General features: G+C 63.9%; 15 protein-coding genes. 10 read left to right on the top strand and 5 right to left on the bottom strand.

The window, feature by feature from the left end:
• Positions 1-3: 3 nt before the first annotated feature.
• On the bottom strand, positions 4-1,971 hold the full coding sequence (gene mnmC, locus NP534_RS07520; RefSeq protein WP_274098316.1) for a bifunctional tRNA (5-methylaminomethyl-2-thiouridine)(34)-methyltransferase MnmD/FAD-dependent 5-carboxymethylaminomethyl-2-thiouridine(34) oxidoreductase MnmC: 1,968 nt from the start codon (positions 1,969-1,971) through the stop codon (positions 4-6).
• Positions 1,972-2,092: 121 nt separating this feature from the next.
• Between mnmC and pap the strand changes: the two genes are divergently transcribed.
• Together pap and NP534_RS07510 are read left to right on the top strand one after the other, a co-directional pair.
• Positions 2,093-3,586, top strand: coding sequence for a polyphosphate:AMP phosphotransferase (gene pap / locus NP534_RS07515; protein ID WP_274098315.1), 1,494 nt, complete (start codon positions 2,093-2,095; stop codon positions 3,584-3,586).
• A 130-nt stretch (positions 3,587-3,716) separates the two neighbouring features.
• The gene (locus tag NP534_RS07510) at positions 3,717-4,682 is read left to right on the top strand and encodes a DMT family transporter (RefSeq protein WP_033700714.1); all 966 of its coding nucleotides are present in this window, start codon (positions 3,717-3,719) and stop codon (positions 4,680-4,682) included.
• Positions 4,683-4,719: 37 nt separating this feature from the next.
• Here the strand turns inward: NP534_RS07510 and NP534_RS07505 are convergent, their stop codons facing one another.
• Positions 4,720-6,114: a class II fumarate hydratase gene (locus NP534_RS07505; protein WP_033700713.1), complete on the bottom strand. Its 1,395-nt coding sequence runs from the start codon at positions 6,112-6,114 to the stop codon at positions 4,720-4,722.
• A 154-nt stretch (positions 6,115-6,268) separates the two neighbouring features.
• On the opposite strand from NP534_RS07505, the gene NP534_RS07500 reads away from it, so the two are divergent.
• The 7 genes from NP534_RS07500 to NP534_RS07470 all read left to right on the top strand — a co-directional run bounded on the left by NP534_RS07500 (position 6,269) and on the right by NP534_RS07470 (position 14,039).
• Positions 6,269-6,793 carry a DUF2059 domain-containing protein gene (locus NP534_RS07500; protein ID WP_274098314.1) on the top strand — a complete coding sequence of 175 codons (525 nt, stop codon included), beginning with the start codon at positions 6,269-6,271 and terminating at the stop codon, positions 6,791-6,793.
• A 10-nt stretch (positions 6,794-6,803) separates the two neighbouring features.
• Positions 6,804-7,100, top strand: a complete 297-nt coding sequence (locus NP534_RS07495) for a BolA family protein (RefSeq protein WP_033700710.1) — start codon at positions 6,804-6,806, stop codon at positions 7,098-7,100.
• Positions 7,101-7,216: 116 nt separating this feature from the next.
• Positions 7,217-8,149 carry an oxygen-dependent tRNA uridine(34) hydroxylase TrhO gene (gene trhO / locus NP534_RS07490; RefSeq protein WP_186659271.1) on the top strand — a complete coding sequence of 311 codons (933 nt, stop codon included), beginning with the start codon at positions 7,217-7,219 and terminating at the stop codon, positions 8,147-8,149.
• 3 nt (positions 8,150-8,152) lie between these two features.
• The gene (locus NP534_RS07485) at positions 8,153-8,785 is read left to right on the top strand and encodes a DsbA family protein (RefSeq protein WP_274098313.1); all 633 of its coding nucleotides are present in this window, start codon (positions 8,153-8,155) and stop codon (positions 8,783-8,785) included.
• Positions 8,778-10,610 carry an ABC transporter ATP-binding protein gene (locus NP534_RS07480; protein ID WP_033700706.1) on the top strand — a complete coding sequence of 611 codons (1,833 nt, stop codon included), beginning with the start codon at positions 8,778-8,780 and terminating at the stop codon, positions 10,608-10,610. The genes NP534_RS07485 and NP534_RS07480 overlap by 8 nt, the downstream gene beginning before the upstream one ends.
• A 124-nt stretch (positions 10,611-10,734) precedes the next feature.
• On the top strand, positions 10,735-13,191 hold the full coding sequence (locus NP534_RS07475) for an EAL domain-containing protein (protein WP_274098312.1): 2,457 nt from the start codon (positions 10,735-10,737) through the stop codon (positions 13,189-13,191).
• 62 nt (positions 13,192-13,253) lie between these two features.
• Positions 13,254-14,039: a TenA family transcriptional regulator gene (locus NP534_RS07470; RefSeq protein WP_274098311.1), complete on the top strand. Its 786-nt coding sequence runs from the start codon at positions 13,254-13,256 to the stop codon at positions 14,037-14,039.
• A gap of 65 nt (positions 14,040-14,104) precedes the next feature.
• On the opposite strand, the gene NP534_RS07465 is transcribed toward NP534_RS07470, so the two are convergent.
• From NP534_RS07465 to ubiG, 3 genes are read right to left on the bottom strand one after another with little or no spacing between them, the layout of a single operon-like run.
• Positions 14,105-14,845: a YciK family oxidoreductase gene (locus NP534_RS07465; RefSeq protein WP_186659275.1), complete on the bottom strand. Its 741-nt coding sequence runs from the start codon at positions 14,843-14,845 to the stop codon at positions 14,105-14,107.
• A 42-nt stretch (positions 14,846-14,887) separates the two neighbouring features.
• Complete coding sequence (gene mupP, locus NP534_RS07460; RefSeq protein WP_186659278.1) at positions 14,888-15,559, bottom strand: N-acetylmuramic acid 6-phosphate phosphatase MupP; 672 nt, start codon at positions 15,557-15,559, stop codon at positions 14,888-14,890.
• Positions 15,560-15,561: 2 nt separating this feature from the next.
• Positions 15,562-16,260, bottom strand: a complete 699-nt coding sequence (gene ubiG, locus NP534_RS07455) for a bifunctional 2-polyprenyl-6-hydroxyphenol methylase/3-demethylubiquinol 3-O-methyltransferase UbiG (protein ID WP_227696853.1) — start codon at positions 16,258-16,260, stop codon at positions 15,562-15,564.
• 110 nt (positions 16,261-16,370) lie between these two features.
• Between ubiG and mtnA the strand changes: the two genes are divergently transcribed.
• Positions 16,371-17,447 carry an S-methyl-5-thioribose-1-phosphate isomerase gene (gene mtnA, locus NP534_RS07450; protein ID WP_274098310.1) on the top strand — a complete coding sequence of 359 codons (1,077 nt, stop codon included), beginning with the start codon at positions 16,371-16,373 and terminating at the stop codon, positions 17,445-17,447.
• Positions 17,448-17,683: the final 236 nt, after the last annotated feature.

The following is a 17,683-nucleotide window of genomic DNA, read 5'->3' as shown; positions in this document are numbered from 1 at the left end:
CTTTCACTTACCTCGAATCAACCTGCGCAACGCAAACCGGTTCGGATGGCACGCTTCGGCCACTGCACGAGGCACCGGCAAGGGCTCGCCACACACCCAGGCAGCAATCAATTCGCCCGACAGCGGCGCGGTGATCAACCCCCGTGACCCGTGCCCGCTGTTCACATACAGCCCGTCGAGCCAGGGGCAGTCCACTTCCGGCACTTGCCGCGCATCCCTGGCCAGCACGGCAAAGGTTTCGGCGAACACCTGCGGGTCGGCCATCGGCCCGACGATCGGCAGGTAATCGGGGCTGGTGCACCTGAACGCTGCACGGCCCTGCAACTGCTCGGCGTCGAGCGAGGCAATATCCAGTCGCTGTGCCAGGTCGATGGAGATCTCATCCAGCAATGCCAGGTTGCCTTTATGTTCGGCAACGGTCGGCGCCAAGTCTTCACTGTGGAAGTCGAAGCTGGCGCCCAGCGTATGTTCGCCCTCCCGAGGTGGCGCCACATAGCCGTCTGCGCACACCACCGTGCGCAGGGCACGGCTGGCATCGGTCGCCGGCAGGCGGGTGATCTGCCCGCGGATGCGCTTGAGCGGCAACTGTGCGCAGGGCTCGAAACGCCGTACATCGGCGGCGCCTGCCAGCACCACCAGGGGGGCGCTGGCCAGCAGGCGCTCGCCATCCCAGGCCTGCCACAGGTCATCGACCTTGCGCAGTGCCACCGCCTCATGGTGCACCAGCAGCCGAACCCCGTGGTGCTGCAACTGCGCCAGGCACAGGGCCGGCGGGTGTACCCAGCCGCCTTCCGGGTAGAACAGGCCGCCTGAAGGCAGGGCCACCCCGGCAAGCGCCTCGGCTTCTTCACGGCCCAGCGCGCGCAACAGGTCAGGGTCGAAGGCTGCGGCCAGCTTGCCCTGGCGTTCGGCTTCCTTGTTGTCGAACGCCAGCTGCAGCACCCCACAGGCATCCCAATTGCGGCCCCGCTGCAGGCTTTCGAGCTGGCGCCTGGTGTAGCCGAAACCGGCCAGGATCATCTGCGAAAGGGCGGTGCCATGGGCGGACAGCTTGAGGTACAACACCCCTTGCGGGTTGCCGGACGCTTCCTGGGCGGGGGCGTCGTGACGTTCCAGTACCGTGACCTGCCAGCCACGCCTGGCCAGGCTGGCGGCAGTGGCACTGCCCGCCAGCCCGGCCCCGATCACCAAGGCTTCGCGCGGCCCTTCGACACTGCGCGGGCGGCCATACCAGGGCACGTACTGACGGGCGGCTGTCGGCCCGGTGTAGGCGCCGCTCATCACCTCCCACTTCTTGCCGATCCCCGGCACTTTCTTCATGGCGAAGCCGGCTTCGACCAGGCTGCGCCGCACCCAGCCAGTGGTGGTGAAGGTGCCCAGTACGGTGCCCGCGTGTGACAGCCGCGCCAGTTGCGCGAACAGTTCCGGGGTCCACATGTCGGGGTTCTTGGCCGGGGCGAAGCCATCGAGGAACCACACATCGATGTGTGCATCGAGCTGCGGCAGTTGTTCGAGCACATCACCGATCAACAGCGTCAGGGTGACCCGACCGTTGTCGAAGGTGAACTGCTGGAACCCCGGGTGCACCGCCACGTACTGCTCAAGCAATGGCTCGGTAAAAGCAGCCAGCTCCGGCCACAGGCGTACTGCCCTGGCCATGTCGGCGTGGCCGAGCGGGTACTTTTCGACACTGACGAAATGCAGGCGGGCGTCGGCATGGGCGTGTTGGTCAAACAACTGCCAGGCGCAGAAAAAATTCATGCCGGTGCCAAACCCGGTTTCGCCGATCACCAGGCAGGCGTGCGGCGCCAGGTCGGCGAAGCGTTCGCCCAGGCGGGTCTGGCCGAGGAAGACGTGTTTGGTTTCTTCGATGCCTTCGTTGACCGCGAAGTACACATCGTCGTACTGCCGCGAATGGGGGCGGCCCTGGTCGTCCCAGTCGATCTGGGCATGCTGGAGGAGGGTGGACATGGTGGGCTCGGTTGCAGCGGATGCCGGGATTTTATGCCATCTGCGTTTTTTGCGCAGGTTGCAGCGGCACAGCCACAGCACAAATCCGCTAGTCTTGTTTATCCATTGAAGGAGCCACTGCATGTTCGAATCCGCCGAAATCGGTCACAGCATCGACAAGGAAACCTACGACGCCGAAGTGCCTGCCCTGCGCGAAGCGCTGCTCGAAGCCCAGTACGAGCTCAAGCAGCAGGCGCGGTTCCCGGTGATTGTGCTGATCAACGGCATCGAAGGGGCTGGCAAGGGCGAGACGGTCAAGCTGCTCAACGAGTGGATGGACCCGCGCATGATCGATGTGCTCACCTTCGACCAGCAGACCGACGAGGAACTGGCCCGGCCACCGGCCTGGCGCTACTGGCGGGCGCTGCCACCGAAGGGGCGGATGGGGGTGTTCTTTGGCAACTGGTACAGCCAGATGCTTCAGGGGCGTGTGCACGGGGTATTCAAGGACGCGGTACTCGACCAGGCCATCACCGGCGCCGAACGGCTGGAGCAGATGCTGTGCGACGAAGGCGCGCTGATCATCAAATTCTGGTTCCACCTCTCCAAGAAACAGATGAAAGCCCGCCTCAAAGCGCTCAAGGACGACCCGTTGCACAGCTGGCGGATCAGCCCGCTGGACTGGCAGCAATCCGAGACCTACGACCGCTTCGTGCGTTTTGGCGAGCGGGTACTGCGCCGTACCAGCCGTGACTACGCGCCGTGGCACGTGGTCGAGGGGGTCGACCCGCATTATCGCAGCCTGGCGGTGGGGCGCATTCTACTGGAGAGCCTGCAAGCCGCCCTGGCCAACAACCCCAAGGGCAAGCACCACGGCAACGTCGCGCCGTTGGGCCGCAGCATCGACCAGCGCAGCCTGATCGGCGCCCTGGACATGACCCTGCGCCTGGACAAGCAGGATTACCAGGAGCAACTGGTGACCGAGCAGGCGCGCCTGGCCGGCCTGCTGCGCCACAAACACATGCGTCGGCATGCCTTGGTGGCGGTGTTCGAAGGTAACGATGCGGCCGGCAAGGGCGGCGCGATCCGCCGAGTGGCAGCCGCGCTGGACCCACGCCAGTACCGTATCGTGCCGATTGCCGCGCCCAGCGAAGACGAGCGTGCGCAGCCGTACTTGTGGCGGTTCTGGCGGCAGATTCCGGCGCGGGGCAAGTTCACCATCTTCGACCGGTCTTGGTATGGCCGGGTGCTGGTGGAGCGGGTCGAGGGTTTCTGCAGCCCGGCCGACTGGATGCGCGCCTACAGCGAGATCAATGATTTCGAAGAGCAGTTGGTGAATGCGGGCGTGGTGGTGGTCAAGTTCTGGCTGGCGATCGACCAGCAGACTCAGTTGGAGCGCTTCGAGGAACGCGAGCAGATCCCGTTCAAACGCTACAAGATCACCGAGGACGACTGGCGCAACCGCGAAAAGTGGGACCTGTATACCGAGGCGGTGGGCGACATGGTCGACCGCACCAGCAGCGAGATCGCACCGTGGACGCTGGTCGAAGCCAACGATAAGCGCTGGGCACGGGTGAAGGTATTGCGCACTATCAATGAGGCGCTGGAAGCGGCATTTGCCAAAGACAAGAAGTAGCCCCAATGGTGCTTCAGCCATGCCGCGGGGGAATGACCTGATGAATTCTTTTCACGGCTGTTTGCCCCGCTGCCACCCGTCAAGCCCGTAGAATCCAACCACCCCCACCACGGGCTTGAATGAGGGCTTTATGCACACCACTTCCGGACGCAGGGTCTATGGCCTGTTCCTGGCACTTCTGACCGCGCTGCTGTGGGGCATCCTGCCGATCAAGCTCAAGCAGGTGTTGCTGGTGATGGACCCGGTCACCGTCACCTGGTACCGCCTGCTGGTTTCCGGCGGGCTGTTGTTCGCCTGGCTGGGGGCCAATCGCCGGCTGCCAGCGTTCGGCAAGCTCGGGCGCAAGGGCAAAGGGCTGGTGGCTGTGGCCGTGCTCGGCCTGATGGGCAACTACGTGCTGTACCTGATCGGCCTCAAGTTGCTCAGCCCTGGCACCGCACAACTGGTTGTACAGGTCGGCCCGGTGCTGTTGCTGGTGGCCAGCGTGTTCGTGTTCAAGGAGCGGTTCAGCTTGGGGCAGGGGGTGGGCCTGCTGATTCTGATCGGGGGGTTCGGCCTGTTCTTCAACCAGCGCCTGGAAGAACTGCTGACCTCGCTCGGCGCATACACCACAGGCGTGTTGACCATTCTGCTGGCGACCAGCATCTGGGTGTTCTACGCCCTGAGCCAGAAGCAGCTGCTGACGGTATGGCACTCACAGCAGGTGATGATGGTGATCTACCTGTGTTGCGCCGCGCTGCTCACGCCTTGGGTGCATCCGCTGGAAGCGTTGCAACTGTCGCCGCTGCAGGGCTGGCTGCTGCTGGCCTGCTGCCTGAATACCCTGGTGGCTTATGGTGCCTTCGCCGAAGCCCTGGCGCATTGGGAGGCTTCGCGGGTGAGTGCGACGTTGGCGTTGACCCCGCTGGTGACCTTTGTGGCAGTGGCTATTGCAGCCTGGATGTGGCCGGCGTATGTGCATGCCGAGGACATCAATGCCCTGGGGTATTTGGGTGCGGTGACGGTGGTGCTGGGGTCGGCGTTGGTGGCGCTGGGGCCTTCGTTGGTCGCTGGCTGGCGGGCGAGAAAGGCCCGCCTGGCGCAGGTGCATCTCTAACCTGCGCCGCTAAGGGCCAGTAGCGGCAGCCGCTGAATCAGCCCTTGCCGCCCGGTGCCAGCATGTTCTCTGGCCGCACCCACTGATCGAACTGTTCGTTGGTCAGGTATTTCAACTCCAGCGCCGCCTCGCGCAAGGTCTTGCCCTCGCCATACGCCTTCTTGGCAATCTCCGCTGCCTTGTCATAGCCGATATGCGGGTTCAGCGCCGTCACCAGCATCAGACCGCGCTCCAGGTGCGCCGCCATCTGCTCGGCGTCGGGCTCGATGCCGGCCACGCAGTGTTGCTGGAAGTTGCGGCAGCCGTCGGCCAGCAGTTCCACCGACTGCAGCAGGTTGTGGATGATCACCGGTTTGAACACGTTCAGCTGCAAGTGGCCCTGGCTGGCGGCAAAACCGATCGCCGCGTCGTTGCCCAGCACCTGGCAGGCCAGCATCGACAGCGCCTCGCACTGGGTCGGGTTGACCTTGCCAGGCATGATCGAGCTGCCCGGCTCGTTGGCTGGCAGGCGCACTTCGGCAAGCCCCGCACGCGGGCCGGAGCCGAGCAGGCGCAGGTCGTTGGCGATTTTCATCAATGCCACGGCCAGGGTCTTCAAGGCCCCGGCCAGGCTGGTCAGCGGTTCATGGCCGGCCAGCGCCGCAAACTTGTTGGGCGCGGTGACGAACGGCAAGCCGGACAGCGCGGCCAGCTCTGCGGCGATGGCTTCGGCGAAGCCGTGTGGCGCGTTCAGGCCGGTACCCACGGCCGTGCCGCCCTGGGCCAGCTCACAGACCGGGGGCAGGGTGGCGCGGATGGCGCGCTGGGCATAGTCGAGCTGGGCGACGAAGGCGGAAACCTCCTGGCCGAAGGTAATCGGCGTGGCGTCCATCATGTGCGTGCGGCCGGTCTTGACCAGCTTCTGGTGGCGCGCCGACAGTTCGGCCAGCCCTGCCGACAGCTCGGCGATCGCCGGCAGCAGCTGTTCATGCACCGCCTGGGCTGCGGCGATGTGCATGGCCGTGGGGAAGCAGTCGTTGGAACTCTGCGAGCGGTTGACGTGGTCGTTGGGGTGCACCGGCGTCTTGCCGCCGCGGCCCTTGCCGGCCAGTTCGTTGGCACGGCCGGCGATGACTTCGTTGACGTTCATGTTGCTCTGGGTGCCGCTGCCGGTCTGCCAGACCACCAGCGGGAACTGATCGTCATGCTGGCCGTCGAGCACTTCGTCGGCGGCCTGCTCGATCAGCCGGGCGATTTCGGCCGGCAGGTCACCGTTGCGATCGTTGACCCGTGCTGCGGCCTTCTTGATCAGCGCCAGGGCGTGCAGCACCGCGAGGGGCATGCGTTCCTTGCCAATGGCGAAGTTGATCAGCGAACGCTGGGTCTGCGCACCCCAGTAGGCGTCCTCAGGAACTTCGACCGGGCCCAGGCTGTCTGTCTCGATACGGCTCATTCTGCGCTCACTCCTTTGTGGTTCGAAATCGCAGTTTAGGCCCTGATTCGACAGAGCGGTTCCATCGCTCGTCGTCCCCACTTGAGCACATCGCCACCACAGCGCAGAATGCTCATCTCTGAGGTACCCGCCTCCCTCTCTTGAAGGAAATGCAATGACCCGTCTCCGTGTCCTCTGTGCCGCCGTCGCCCTGGCCTGTGCCAGCGGCCAGGTACTCGCTGCCACCGCCAGTCACAACGCTGCCGCCGAGAAATTCCTGACCCTGGCCAACGCCGACAAGCTGGGCACTCCGGTCTATATGCAGGTCCAACAGATGTTCGCCCAGCGCTTTGCCCAGACCAAGGCACCTTCGTCGAAGCAACCGGTACTGGAAAGCTACCAGGCCAAGGCCAATGCCGCCCTGGACAACGCCATCGGCTGGAGCAAGCTGAAGCCGAAAATGGTCGACCTGTACACCGCGACCTTCACCGAGACCGAGCTCAAGGACCTGGTCAAATTCTACGAGTCGCCGCTGGGCAAGAAAGTGTTGCGCGAAATGCCAAAGGTTACCCAGCAGTCGGCCCAGTTGACCCAGCAGAGCCTGGAACCAGCAGTGCCGGTGGTCAACAAGCTGCTCGAAGACATGACCAAAGAGCTTGACCCGAACGCTGGCAAGGCCGCCGTCCCCGCCAAGAAGTGAGTAACGCGTGATGAGCATGCAGCACCGCATCGAGCAACAACTGGCAACGCTGGCGCCGCAACACCTGGAAGTGCTCAATGAAAGTCACATGCACAGTCGTGGTCAGGAGACCCACTACAAGGCAGTGATCGTCAGCGAGCAGTTTGCCGGGTTGAACAGCGTCAAGCGCCACCAGAAGGTCTACGCCACCATGGGTGAGCTGATGGGCGAGATTCATGCCCTGGCCATCCACACGTACACCGCCGAGGAGTGGGCCAAGGTGGGTGTTGCACCGGCCTCGCCGGTGTGTGCAGGCGGTGGGCACTGAATCCTTTTTGTTGATCTGGTAGAATCTGCACCATCCGGGGGCCGCTTTGCGGCCCCCTGCTTTTTGTCCAACCCGGTCCGCCCCTTACGAGGGCAACCACCAGGAGATTCAGTTTCATGTCACAACCGATCGTCGTCGCGGCGCTGTACAAGTTCGTCACCCTGCAAGACTACGTCGAACTGCGCGAGCCACTGCTCAAGGCCATGCTCGACAATGACGTCAAAGGCACCCTGCTGCTGGCCAACGAAGGCATCAACGGCACCGTGTCGGCCACCCGCGAAGGCATCGACGGCCTGCTCGCCTGGCTGCGCAATGACCCACGCCTGGTGGATGTCGACCACAAGGAATCGTACTGCGACGAACAGCCGTTCTACCGCACCAAGGTCAAGCTCAAGAAAGAGATCGTCACCCTCGGCGTACCGGGCGTTGACCCCAACCAGCAGGTGGGGACCTACGTCGAGCCCAAGGACTGGAACGCCCTGATCAGCGACCCTGAAGTGCTGCTGATCGATACCCGCAACGACTACGAAGTGGCCATTGGCACTTTCAAGGGCGCCGTCGACCCCAAGACCGAAACCTTCCGCGAGTTCCCCGACTACATCAAGGCCAACTTCGACCCGAGCAAGCACAAGAAGGTGGCGATGTTCTGCACCGGGGGCATCCGTTGCGAAAAAGCCTCCAGCTACATGCTCGGTGAAGGCTTCGAGGCGGTCTATCATCTTAAAGGTGGCGTCCTGAAGTACTTCGAAGAAGTGCCTCAGGAAGAAAGCCTGTGGGACGGCGATTGCTTCGTCTTCGACAACCGCGTCACGGTGCGTCATGACCTGAGCGAGGGCGAATATGACCAGTGCCATGCCTGCCGCCATCCGATCAATGCAGAGGAACGCGCGTCCGAGCACTACTCGCCAGGTGTGAGCTGCCCGCACTGCTGGGACAGCCTGAGCGAGAAGACTCGCCGCAGCGCCATCGACCGGCAGAAGCAGATCGAACTGGCCAAGGCGCGTAACCTGCCGCACCCGATCGGTTACAACTACAAAGCCGAGGCCTGATGCATGTCTGCACGCCTGCTTTATGTGATGGACCCGATGTGCTCCTGGTGCTGGGGCTTTGCGCCGGTGGCCGCAGCCCTGATCGCCCAGGCGCGTGAAGCCGGCGTGCCGACCCGCGTGGTGCCAGGCGGCCTGCGCACGGGCGGCAGCGCCCTGGATGCCTCGACCCGCAAGTACATCCTCGAACATTGGCAGGCGGTGGCCGAAGCCACCGGTCAGCCGTTTCGTTTCGAGGGCGCCATGCCGGACGGGTTCGTCTACGACACCGAGCCTGCCTGCCGCGCCCTGGTCACTGCCCGCGAGCTGGACGCCGAGCGCGTCTGGCCACTGCTGGCGCTGATCCAGGGCTCGTTCTACGCGGCCGGCGTCGACGTCACCACCGCGCCGCAGCTGGTCGAACTGGCCGAACAGGCAGGCTTTGACCGTGCGGCATTCGCCGAGGCCTTCGCCCGCGCCGAGACCCGTGTGGCCACCGCCGCTGATTTCACCTGGGCGCAGGACCTGGGTATTGCCGGTTTCCCCACCTTGCTGGCCGAGCGCAACGGCCAGCTGGCGTTGCTGACCAACGGCTACCAGCCGCTGGAGCGCTTGCAACCCTTGCTCGGCCGCTGGCTGCAGCAGGCTGCCTGTGCTTGATGTGCCTGGGTCACCCGACCCTGTGCCGGGGAAGCCTCACAGTGCGGCCGATCGGCTGAGCTGGGCGGAAATCCGCCGCCTGGCCCTGCATCACAAGAAAAACCTCTGGTCCGCCAATCTGATTGCCGTACTGGCGGCCTGTTGCAGCGTGCCGATCCCTTTGCTGCTACCGCTGCTGGTGGACGAAGTGCTGCTTGGCAACGGCGATGCTGCGCTGAAGTGGATGAATCAGGTGCTGCCGGCCAACTGGCAGGTGGCCGCTGGCTATATCGGCCTGATGCTGGCGCTGACGCTTTGCCTGCGCCTGGCGGCCCTGGCCTTCAACGTGGTGCAGGCCAAGCTGTTCGCCGGGTTGGCCAAGGACATCGTCTACCGCCTGCGCATCCGCCTGATCGAGCGGCTCAAGCGGATTTCCCTCAAGGAATACGAAAGCCTGGGCAGTGGCACCGTGACCACTCACCTGGTCACCGACCTGGACACCCTCGACAAGTTCGTCGGCGAGACCCTCAGCCGCTTCCTGGTGGCCATGCTGACCCTGACCGGTACGGCGGCGATCCTGATCTGGATGCACTGGCAGCTGGCGCTGCTGATCCTGTTGTTCAACCCGCTGGTGATCTACTTCACCGTGCAGCTGGGCAAACGGGTCAAGCACCTGAAGAAGCTTGAAAACGACAGCACCGCGCGCTTTACCCAGGCGCTGTCGGAAACCCTCGACGCCATCCAGGAGATCCGTGCCGGCAACCGCCAGGGCTACTTCCTCGGTCGGCTTGGCCTGCGTGCGCGGGAAGTGCGCGACTACGCCGTGGACTCGCAATGGAAAAGCGACGCCAGTGGCCGCGCCAGTGGTTTGTTGTTCCAGTTCGGCATCGACATCTTCCGCGCCGCGGCGATGCTCACGGTGCTGTTCTCCGACCTGTCGATCGGCCAGATGCTGGCCGTGTTCAGCTACCTGTGGTTCATGATCGGCCCGGTGGAGCAACTACTCAACCTGCAATACGCCTACTATGCCGCTGGCGGTGCCCTGAGCCGGCTCAACGAGCTGCTGGCGCGTGCCGACGAGCCGCAGTACCCGGCCGCCACTGACCCATTTGCGGGGCGCGAGACGGTGGGCATCGAGGTTCGCGACCTGCGCTTTGCCTATGCCGAGGAACCGGTGCTCGACCACCTTGACCTGTCCATCGCCCCGGGCGAGAAGGTGGCCATCGTGGGGGCCAGTGGCGGCGGCAAGAGCACCTTGGTGCAACTGCTGCTTGGCCTGTACAGCGCCCAGGCGGGGACCATCCGCTTTGGCGGTGCCAGCCTGCAGGAGATCGGCCTGGAGACCCTGCGCGAAAACGTCGCGGTGGTACTGCAGCACCCTTCGCTGTTCAACGACAGCGTACGCGCCAACCTGACCATGGGCCGCGATTGCAGCGATGACGCCTGCTGGCAGGCGCTGCGCATTGCCCAGCTCGACGCCACCATCGCGGCTTTGCCGCAAGGCCTGGACAGTGTGGTCGGGCGCTCTGGCGTGCGCCTGTCCGGGGGGCAGCGGCAACGGCTGGCCATCGCCCGGATGGTACTGGCCGAACCCAAGGTGGTGATCCTCGACGAAGCCACCTCGGCGCTGGATGCCGCCACCGAGTACAACCTGCACCAGGCCCTGGCACGCTTCCTCGATGGCCGGACCACGCTGATCATCGCCCACCGCCTGTCGGCAGTGAAGCAGGCTGATCGGGTGCTGGTGTTCGATGGTGGGCATGTGGCCGAAGATGGCGACCATCAGCAACTGATCGCCGACGGTGGGTTGTACGCCAAGCTGTACGGGCACCTTCAGCAAACCTGAGCCCCACAACAGGCTGAATAGGCTGTCTGCTGTCATAAAAATCCCCTCCGCGCAGATGGCAAATGGCCTACGCTGTGCTTGTCTGGGTTGATTCGAGCCTTATCTGCTCTGTGACAGGGACTCCATGAAGGGACATCGCACTCTAGAAGCGCCGAAGTTGCTCGGTATCATCTGGCCCTTCATCGCCGTCGTGGTTTTCCAGGCGGCGCTGGGCAGTATCAGCCTTTACACGCTCTCGGCGGTGCGGGCCTATGTAGCGGGCGAGAGCTTGTGGTCCAAGGCTCAGAAAGACGCCATCTATTACCTCAACCTGTACGCCGACAACCGTGATGAAGGCACGTACCAGCGTTACCGCCAGGCCATCACGGTGCCCCAAGGCGACCACCAGTTGCGTGAGGTACTCGATCAGCCCAACCCAGACCTGAACGCTGCGCGCCAAGCTGTGCTGCAGGGCGGCAACCACGCCAACGACGTCGAGCGCATCATCTGGTTCTATCGCAACTTCCGCAACATCAGCTACATGCAGACAGCCATCGACTACTGGGACATCGGCGACCGCTACCTGGGCCAGTTGGATGTGCTTGCCAGCGAAATGCGCAAAGGGTTTGCCGACGGCCCGGTCAGCGCCCGCACCATCAGCGACTGGAAGGCCCGTATCGTCGCCATCAACGAAGGGGTCACCCCGGCCGCCCGGGCCTTCAGCGACGCGCTGGGGGAAGGGTCGCGCATGTTGCTGCAGGTGTTGCTGATCACCAACCTGCTGACTGCGCTGTTCCTCATTACCATCGCCTGGCGGCGTTCCAGCAAGTTGCTGGCCCAGCGCCAGGCATTCGCCAGTGCCCTGCAAGCAGAAAAGGAGCGGGCGCAGATTACCCTGCAGGCCATTGGCGATGCAGTCATTACCACCGACGTCGAAGGCAGCATCGGCTACATGAACCCCGCCGCCGAACAGCTTACCCACTGGCAGGCCGGGCAGGCTCAGGGCTTGCCGCTTTCGGCGTTGTTCAGCCTGGTGGACGAACAGGCCGAGGAAGATGGCCGCAGCCTGGTCGAGCAGGTGCTCAGCGGCAGCCTTAGGGGTGGCGCCGAGCATGCCAGGCTGATCCAGCGCCTGGATGGCAGCACCGTGTCGATCAACCTGGTGGGTTCGCCCATTGTCAGCGACGGGCAGGTCAGCGGCATCGTGCTGGTGCTGCACGACATGACCCAGGAGCGCCAGTACATCGCCAATCTGTCCTGGCAGGCGACCCATGACGCCTTGACCGGCCTGGCCAACCGCCGCGAGTTCGAATACCGCCTGGAGCTGGCGCTCAACGGCCTGGCGCGCCAGGCGGGGCGGCATTCGCTGATGTTCCTCGATCTGGACCAGTTCAAGCTGGTCAACGATACCTGTGGCCATGCTGCGGGTGACGAGCTGTTGCGGCATATCTGCGCCGTGTTGCAGTCCGGCCTGCGTGAAGGCGACACCCTGGCCCGGCTGGGCGGTGACGAGTTCGGCGTGCTGCTGGAAAACTGCCCGCCGGACCAGGCCGAGCGCATTGCCGAGCAGTTGCGCCAGATGGTCCAGAGCCTGCATTTTGTATGGAAGGGGCGGCCGTTCGTCACCACGGTGAGCATTGGCCTGGTGAACATGGCGCAGGCGCCCGGCACCCTGGAAACCTTGCTGCGCGCTGCCGACATGGCCTGCTACATGGCCAAGGAAAAGGGCCGCAACCGGGTTCAGGTGTACCACGCCGACGACAGCGAGCTGTCCATGCGCTTTGGCGAGATGGCCTGGATACAGCGCTTGCACGTGGCCCTGGAAGAAAACCGCTTCTGCCTGTATGCCCAGGAAATCGCCGCGTTGAAGGCCATCGAAGGCCCTGGGCATATCGAGATCCTGCTGCGCCTGCATGATGAGAGTGGCCGTACCATCCTGCCCAGCAGCTTCATCCCGGCGGCCGAGCGTTACGGCCTGATGACCGCCCTCGACCGCTGGGTGGTTCGCAATGTGTTCCAGGTCATCCGCCAGTGCCTGGATGAAGGCCGCGAAGGGCCATTGTCCATCTGCGCGATCAACTTGTCGGGGTCGAGCATCGGTGACGACAAGTTTCTCGAGTACCTGCAGCGGTTGTTTGTCGAGTACGCCATCCCGCCGCGCATGATCTGCTTCGAGATCACCGAAACCAGTGCGATTGCCAACCTTGGCAGTGCCATTCGCTTCATCAACGAACTGAAAGGGCTGGGCTGCAGGTTCTCGCTCGACGACTTCTGTGCCGGCATGTCGTCGTTTGCCTATTTGAAGCATTTGCCCGTGGATTTTCTGAAGATAGACGGCAGTTTCGTCAAAGACATGCTCGACGACCCGGTCAATCGAGCCATGGTGGAGGTCATCAACCACATCGGTCATGTGATGGGCAAGCGGACCATTGCCGAGTTCGTCGAAACCCCCTTGATCGAGCAGGCCCTGCAGGAAATCGGCGTGGATTACGCCCAGGGCTACCTGATCGAACGCCCCCAGGTGTTCACCTGTGACAGTCTGCAACGCCAACGGATCGCCGCCAGGCCTCTGTTGCAGCGGGCACCTGGCACATTTCGCTAGCTAGACAGCGGCTTTCGCTGACACAAGACGTCCGAAAAATCACATGGATCAAGGAGCTGAAAGTGATTGATGCATTCGTTCGTATCGGGCCATTGATGGACCCCGCCAGTTACCCCCAATGGGCTCAGCAACTGATTGAAGAGTGCCGCGAAAGCAAGCGCCGGGTGGTCGAGCATGAGCTGTACGAGCGCCTGCGCGATGGTCGGCTGAAGCCATCGACCATCCGTCAGTACCTGATCGGCGGCTGGCCGGTGGTCGAGCAGTTCTCGCTGTACATGGCCCATAACCTGACCAAGACCCGCTATGGCCGGCACCCTGGTGAAGACATGGCGCGGCGCTGGTTGATGCGCAATATCCGGGTCGAGCTGAACCATGCCGACTATTGGGTGCACTGGTGCCACGCCCATGGCATTCACCTGCATGAGCTGCAAGCCCAGGAAGTGCCGCCTGAATTGAACGGGCTGAACGACTGGTGCTGGCGGGTGTGTGCCACCGAAAACCTGGCGATCTCCATGGCGGCGACCAACTATGCCATCGAAGGCGCGACCGGGGAGTGGTCAGCGGTGGTGTGCGCCAATGACACCTATGCCATGGGCTTCCCCGAGGACCAGCGCAAGCGCGCCATGAAGTGGCTGAAGATGCATGCGCAGTACGACGATGCGCACCCGTGGGAAGCGCTGGAAATCATCTGTACCTTGGCGGGGGAAAACCCGACGCTGGGTTTGCGTACCGAGCTGCGCCGGGCGATCTGCAAGAGCTACGACTGCATGTACCTGTTCCTGGAGCGCTGCATGCAGCTGGAAGGGCGTCAGCAGGGGCGGGTGCGGCCGGTGTTGGCGGCTGGCTGATCGTTTGCCGGTACCGGCCTGTTCGCGGTTTACCCGCTAAGAGGCCGGTACCGACAACCCACAAATCACTGAGCGTTGAACGCCTGCCCATTCACCCCGGTACTGTCCGGCCCCATCAGGTACAGGTACACCGGCATGATCTCTTCCGGTAGCGGGTTGTTCTGCGGGTTCTCGCTCGGGTAGGCCTGGGCCCGCATCGCCGTGCGCGTGGCGCCCGGGTTGATGCTGTTGGAGCGCACCGGTGCAACCCCTTCCAGTTCGTCGGCCAAGGTCTGCATCAGGCCTTCGGTGGCGAACTTCGACACTCCGTAAGCGCCCCAGTAAGCCCGGCCTTTGCGCCCGACGCTGCTGGAGGTGAACACCACCGAGGCGTCCTCCGACAGCTTGAGCAGCGGCAACAGGGTGCTGGTGAGCATGAAGGTGGCATCGACGTTGATGTGCATCACGCGCATGAAGTTGTCACCCGACAACTGCTCCAGTGGCGTACGCGGGCCGATGATCGAGGCGTTGTTGAGCAGGCCGTCGAGGCGCCCGAACTGGTCTTCGATCATGACCGCCAGCTCGTCGTATTGGTGGGGCAGGGCGGTTTCCAGGTTGAACGGGATCACCACCGGTTGCGGGTGCCCGGCGGCCTCGATCTGGTCGTAGACCTCGTTGAGGTTGGCCTCGGTCTTGCCCAGCAGCAGCGTGGTGGCGCCCAGTGCGGCATAGGCCTTGGCGGCCGCGGCACCGATGCCGCGGCCGGCACCGGTGACCAGGATGACCCGGCCTTTGAGCAGGTCGGGGCGGGCGGTGTAGTCGAACATTGTCTATTCCCTATCTCTATGGGCGGTGCTGGCGCTTGACGCTTAGCAGCCGCACAGCGCGCTGTCGATCACCTTGCGCAGTTCCAGCGGGTGGTCCACCACCACGTCGGCACCCCAGTTGTTGGGGTTGTCCTCTGGATGAATATAGCCGTAGCGCACCGCCGCCGTGCGGGTGCCGGCATCGCGGCCAGACTCGATGTCGCGCAGGTCATCGCCGACGAACAGAACGCTGGCCGGGTCCAGGTTCAGGGTCTTGCAGGCCAGGATCAGCGGCTCGGGGTCGGGCTTGCTGTTTTTCACGTGGTCCGGGCAGATCAGCAGCGCCGAGCGCTCGGCCAGGCCCAGGCGTTGCATGATCGGTTCGGCGAAGCGCACCGGTTTGTTGGTGACCACGCCCCACAGCAGGTTGCCTTTTTCGATGTCGGCCAGCAGCTCGCTCATGCCGTCGAACAGCTTGCTGTGCACCGCGCAGTCGCGCTGGTAGCGCTCGAGGAATTCCAGGCGCAGGGCCTCGAAACCTTCGGCCTCCGGGTCCATGGCGAAGGTGGTGGCGACCATGGCGCGGGCGCCACCGGAAATCACTCCGCGGATCAGGTTGTCGTCCACTGCCGGCAAGCCGCGTTCGGCGAGCATGGCCTGGCAGATGGCGATGAAGTCCGGCGCCGTGTCGAGCAGGGTGCCGTCCATGTCGAAGAGTACCGCTCGCAAACGCATGCTCATTCCTCGCGCAGGGTCTGGATCATGTAGTTGACGTCCACATCGCCGCACAGCTTGTAGTGCTTGGTCAGCGGGTTGTAGGTCAGGCCGATGATGTCCTTGACCTCAAGGCCGGCAACGCGGCTCCAGGCGCCAAGCTCCGAGGGGCGGATGAACTTCTTGAAGTCGTGGGTACCGCGCGGCAGCATCTTCAGCACGTACTCGGCGCCGACGATGGCCAGCAGGTAGGCCTTGGGGTTGCGGTTGATGGTGGAGAAGAACACTTGGCCGCCGGGCTTGACCATGCGGTAGCAGGCGCGGATCACCGACGAAGGGTCGGGGACGTGTTCGAGCATCTCCAGGCAGGTGACCACGTCGAACTGCTCGGGCATCTCTTCGGCCAGCGCCTCGGCGGTGATCTGCCGGTACTCCACTTCGACACCGGATTCCAGCTGGTGCAGTTGGGCCACCGCCAACGGTGCCTCGCCCATGTCGATGCCGGTTACCTTGGCGCCACGCAGGGCCATGGATTCGCTGAGAATGCCGCCACCGCAGCCCACGTCCAGTACCTTCTTGCCAGCCAGGCCGACCCGCTCGTCGATCCAGTTGACGCGCAACGGGTTGATTTCATGCAGCGGCTTGAACTCGCTTTCACGGTCCCACCAGCGGTGGGCCAAGGCTTCGAACTTGGCAATTTCGGCGTGGTCGACGTTGCTCATTTAAGAGTCCTCTGAAACTTCGCTAAATTGGGCCGGAGTATACCCGAGCGCTCAAGGCCGAGGGTCGCTATAATCGCCGGCTTTTGATATCCGAACGACGGGGAGAGGCGATGCGCGAGCGACTTTTGGCGGCGGAGAAGGTGACCGCGATCCGCTGGCAAGGCGGCGTTCTGCATCTGCTCGACCAGCGCTTGCTGCCGTCGCAGGAATGCTGGCTGGCCTGCGACAATGTTGCGCAGGTGGTGGCAGCGATCCGTGACATGGCCGTGCGCGGCGCATCGGCCATCGGTATTGCCGCGGCCTACGGCCTGGTCCTGGCCCTGGAAGAGCGACTGGCCGAGGGCGGCGACTGGGAGCTCGACCTTGAAGAGGACTTCCTCAGCCTGGCCGAAGCGCGCCCCACCGCTGCCAACCTGTTCTGGGCGCTGAACCGCATGCGCGAGCGCCTGCAGCGCCTGCGCCCGGAAGACGACGTGCTGGCGGTGCTGGAGGCCGAAGCAGTGGCGATCCATGAAAGCGATCGCGAAGCCAACCTGACCATGGCCCAGCACGGCATCGAGCTGATTCGCCGTCATCAGGGCAATGCCCAGACCCTGCTCACATACGGCAATGCCGGTGCCCTGGCCAGCGGTGGCTTCGGCACCGCGCTGGGGGTGATCCGCGCGGGGTACCTGGAAGGCATGGTCGAGCGGGTCTACGCCGGCGAGACCCGCCCCTGGCTGCAGGGCTCGCGCCTGACTGCCTGGGAGCTGGCCAACGAAGGCATCCCGGTCACGTTGTGCGCCGATTCGGCCCTGGCCCACCTGATGAAGACCAAGGGCATTACCTGGGTGGTGGTCGGTGCCGACTGCATTGCCGCCAATGGCGATGTGGCGAGCAAGATCGGCACCTATCAACTGGCGGTCAGTGCCATGCACCACGGTGTGCGCTTCATGGTGGTGGCGCCGAGCACCAGCATCGACCTGAACCTGGCCACGGGCGAGGATATCCCCCTCGAAGAGCGCGATGCCGACGAGTTGCTGGATTACGCTGGCACCCGCGTGGCACCGGATGTCGAGGTGTTCAACCCGGTATTCGATGTGACCCCGGCGGACCTGATCGACGTGATCGTGACCGAGCGTGGCATGATCGAGCGCCCGGATACCGCCAAGCTGGCTCAATTGATGTGCCGCAAGCGCCTGCACTGAAGGGGTATCCGGCGCGGCATCATTGGCGGCTGTGAGATCGAGCGCCGCCCGCGCGGCGCTCGATTTACGCCGCGCCAGAGAAACCATGGCGTACACTTGCCGGCCGCCTTTGTGATAACATCCGGCAGTTTCCAAGACCGCCCATCACGGCGGCCAAATTTGCGCAGATCCATGGCACAACTCATTGATTTGTCGTAAGTCGTCGCACCACTGCGCGTCGCGGCGGCGAGCTTCGT

The sequence above is a fragment of the Pseudomonas sp. 39004 genome (assembly GCF_028682155.1).
Lineage (GTDB): Bacteria > Pseudomonadota > Gammaproteobacteria > Pseudomonadales > Pseudomonadaceae > Aquipseudomonas > Aquipseudomonas capeferrum.
The sequence above is the reverse complement of the archived record's forward strand: the minus strand, read 5'-3'. Positions and strand labels throughout refer to the sequence as shown.

What these genes read in the sequence shown, in the direction of transcription:
- mnmC (WP_274098316.1), bottom strand. Translation starts at nt 1,971, where the DNA reads ATGTCCACCCTCCTCCAGCATGCCCAGATCGACTGGGACGACCAGGGC.
- pap (WP_274098315.1), top strand. Translation starts at nt 2,093, where the DNA reads ATGTTCGAATCCGCCGAAATCGGTCACAGCATCGACAAGGAAACCTAC.
- NP534_RS07510 (WP_033700714.1), top strand. Translation starts at nt 3,717, where the DNA reads ATGCACACCACTTCCGGACGCAGGGTCTATGGCCTGTTCCTGGCACTT.
- NP534_RS07505 (WP_033700713.1), bottom strand. Translation starts at nt 6,114, where the DNA reads ATGAGCCGTATCGAGACAGACAGCCTGGGCCCGGTCGAAGTTCCTGAG.
- NP534_RS07500 (WP_274098314.1), top strand. Translation starts at nt 6,269, where the DNA reads ATGACCCGTCTCCGTGTCCTCTGTGCCGCCGTCGCCCTGGCCTGTGCC.
- NP534_RS07495 (WP_033700710.1), top strand. Translation starts at nt 6,804, where the DNA reads ATGAGCATGCAGCACCGCATCGAGCAACAACTGGCAACGCTGGCGCCG.
- trhO (WP_186659271.1), top strand. Translation starts at nt 7,217, where the DNA reads ATGTCACAACCGATCGTCGTCGCGGCGCTGTACAAGTTCGTCACCCTG.
- NP534_RS07485 (WP_274098313.1), top strand. Translation starts at nt 8,153, where the DNA reads ATGTCTGCACGCCTGCTTTATGTGATGGACCCGATGTGCTCCTGGTGC.
- NP534_RS07475 (WP_274098312.1), top strand. Translation starts at nt 10,735, where the DNA reads ATGAAGGGACATCGCACTCTAGAAGCGCCGAAGTTGCTCGGTATCATC.
- NP534_RS07465 (WP_186659275.1), bottom strand. Translation starts at nt 14,845, where the DNA reads ATGTTCGACTACACCGCCCGCCCCGACCTGCTCAAAGGCCGGGTCATC.
- mupP (WP_186659278.1), bottom strand. Translation starts at nt 15,559, where the DNA reads ATGCGTTTGCGAGCGGTACTCTTCGACATGGACGGCACCCTGCTCGAC.
- ubiG (WP_227696853.1), bottom strand. Translation starts at nt 16,260, where the DNA reads ATGAGCAACGTCGACCACGCCGAAATTGCCAAGTTCGAAGCCTTGGCC.
- mtnA (WP_274098310.1), top strand. Translation starts at nt 16,371, where the DNA reads ATGCGCGAGCGACTTTTGGCGGCGGAGAAGGTGACCGCGATCCGCTGG.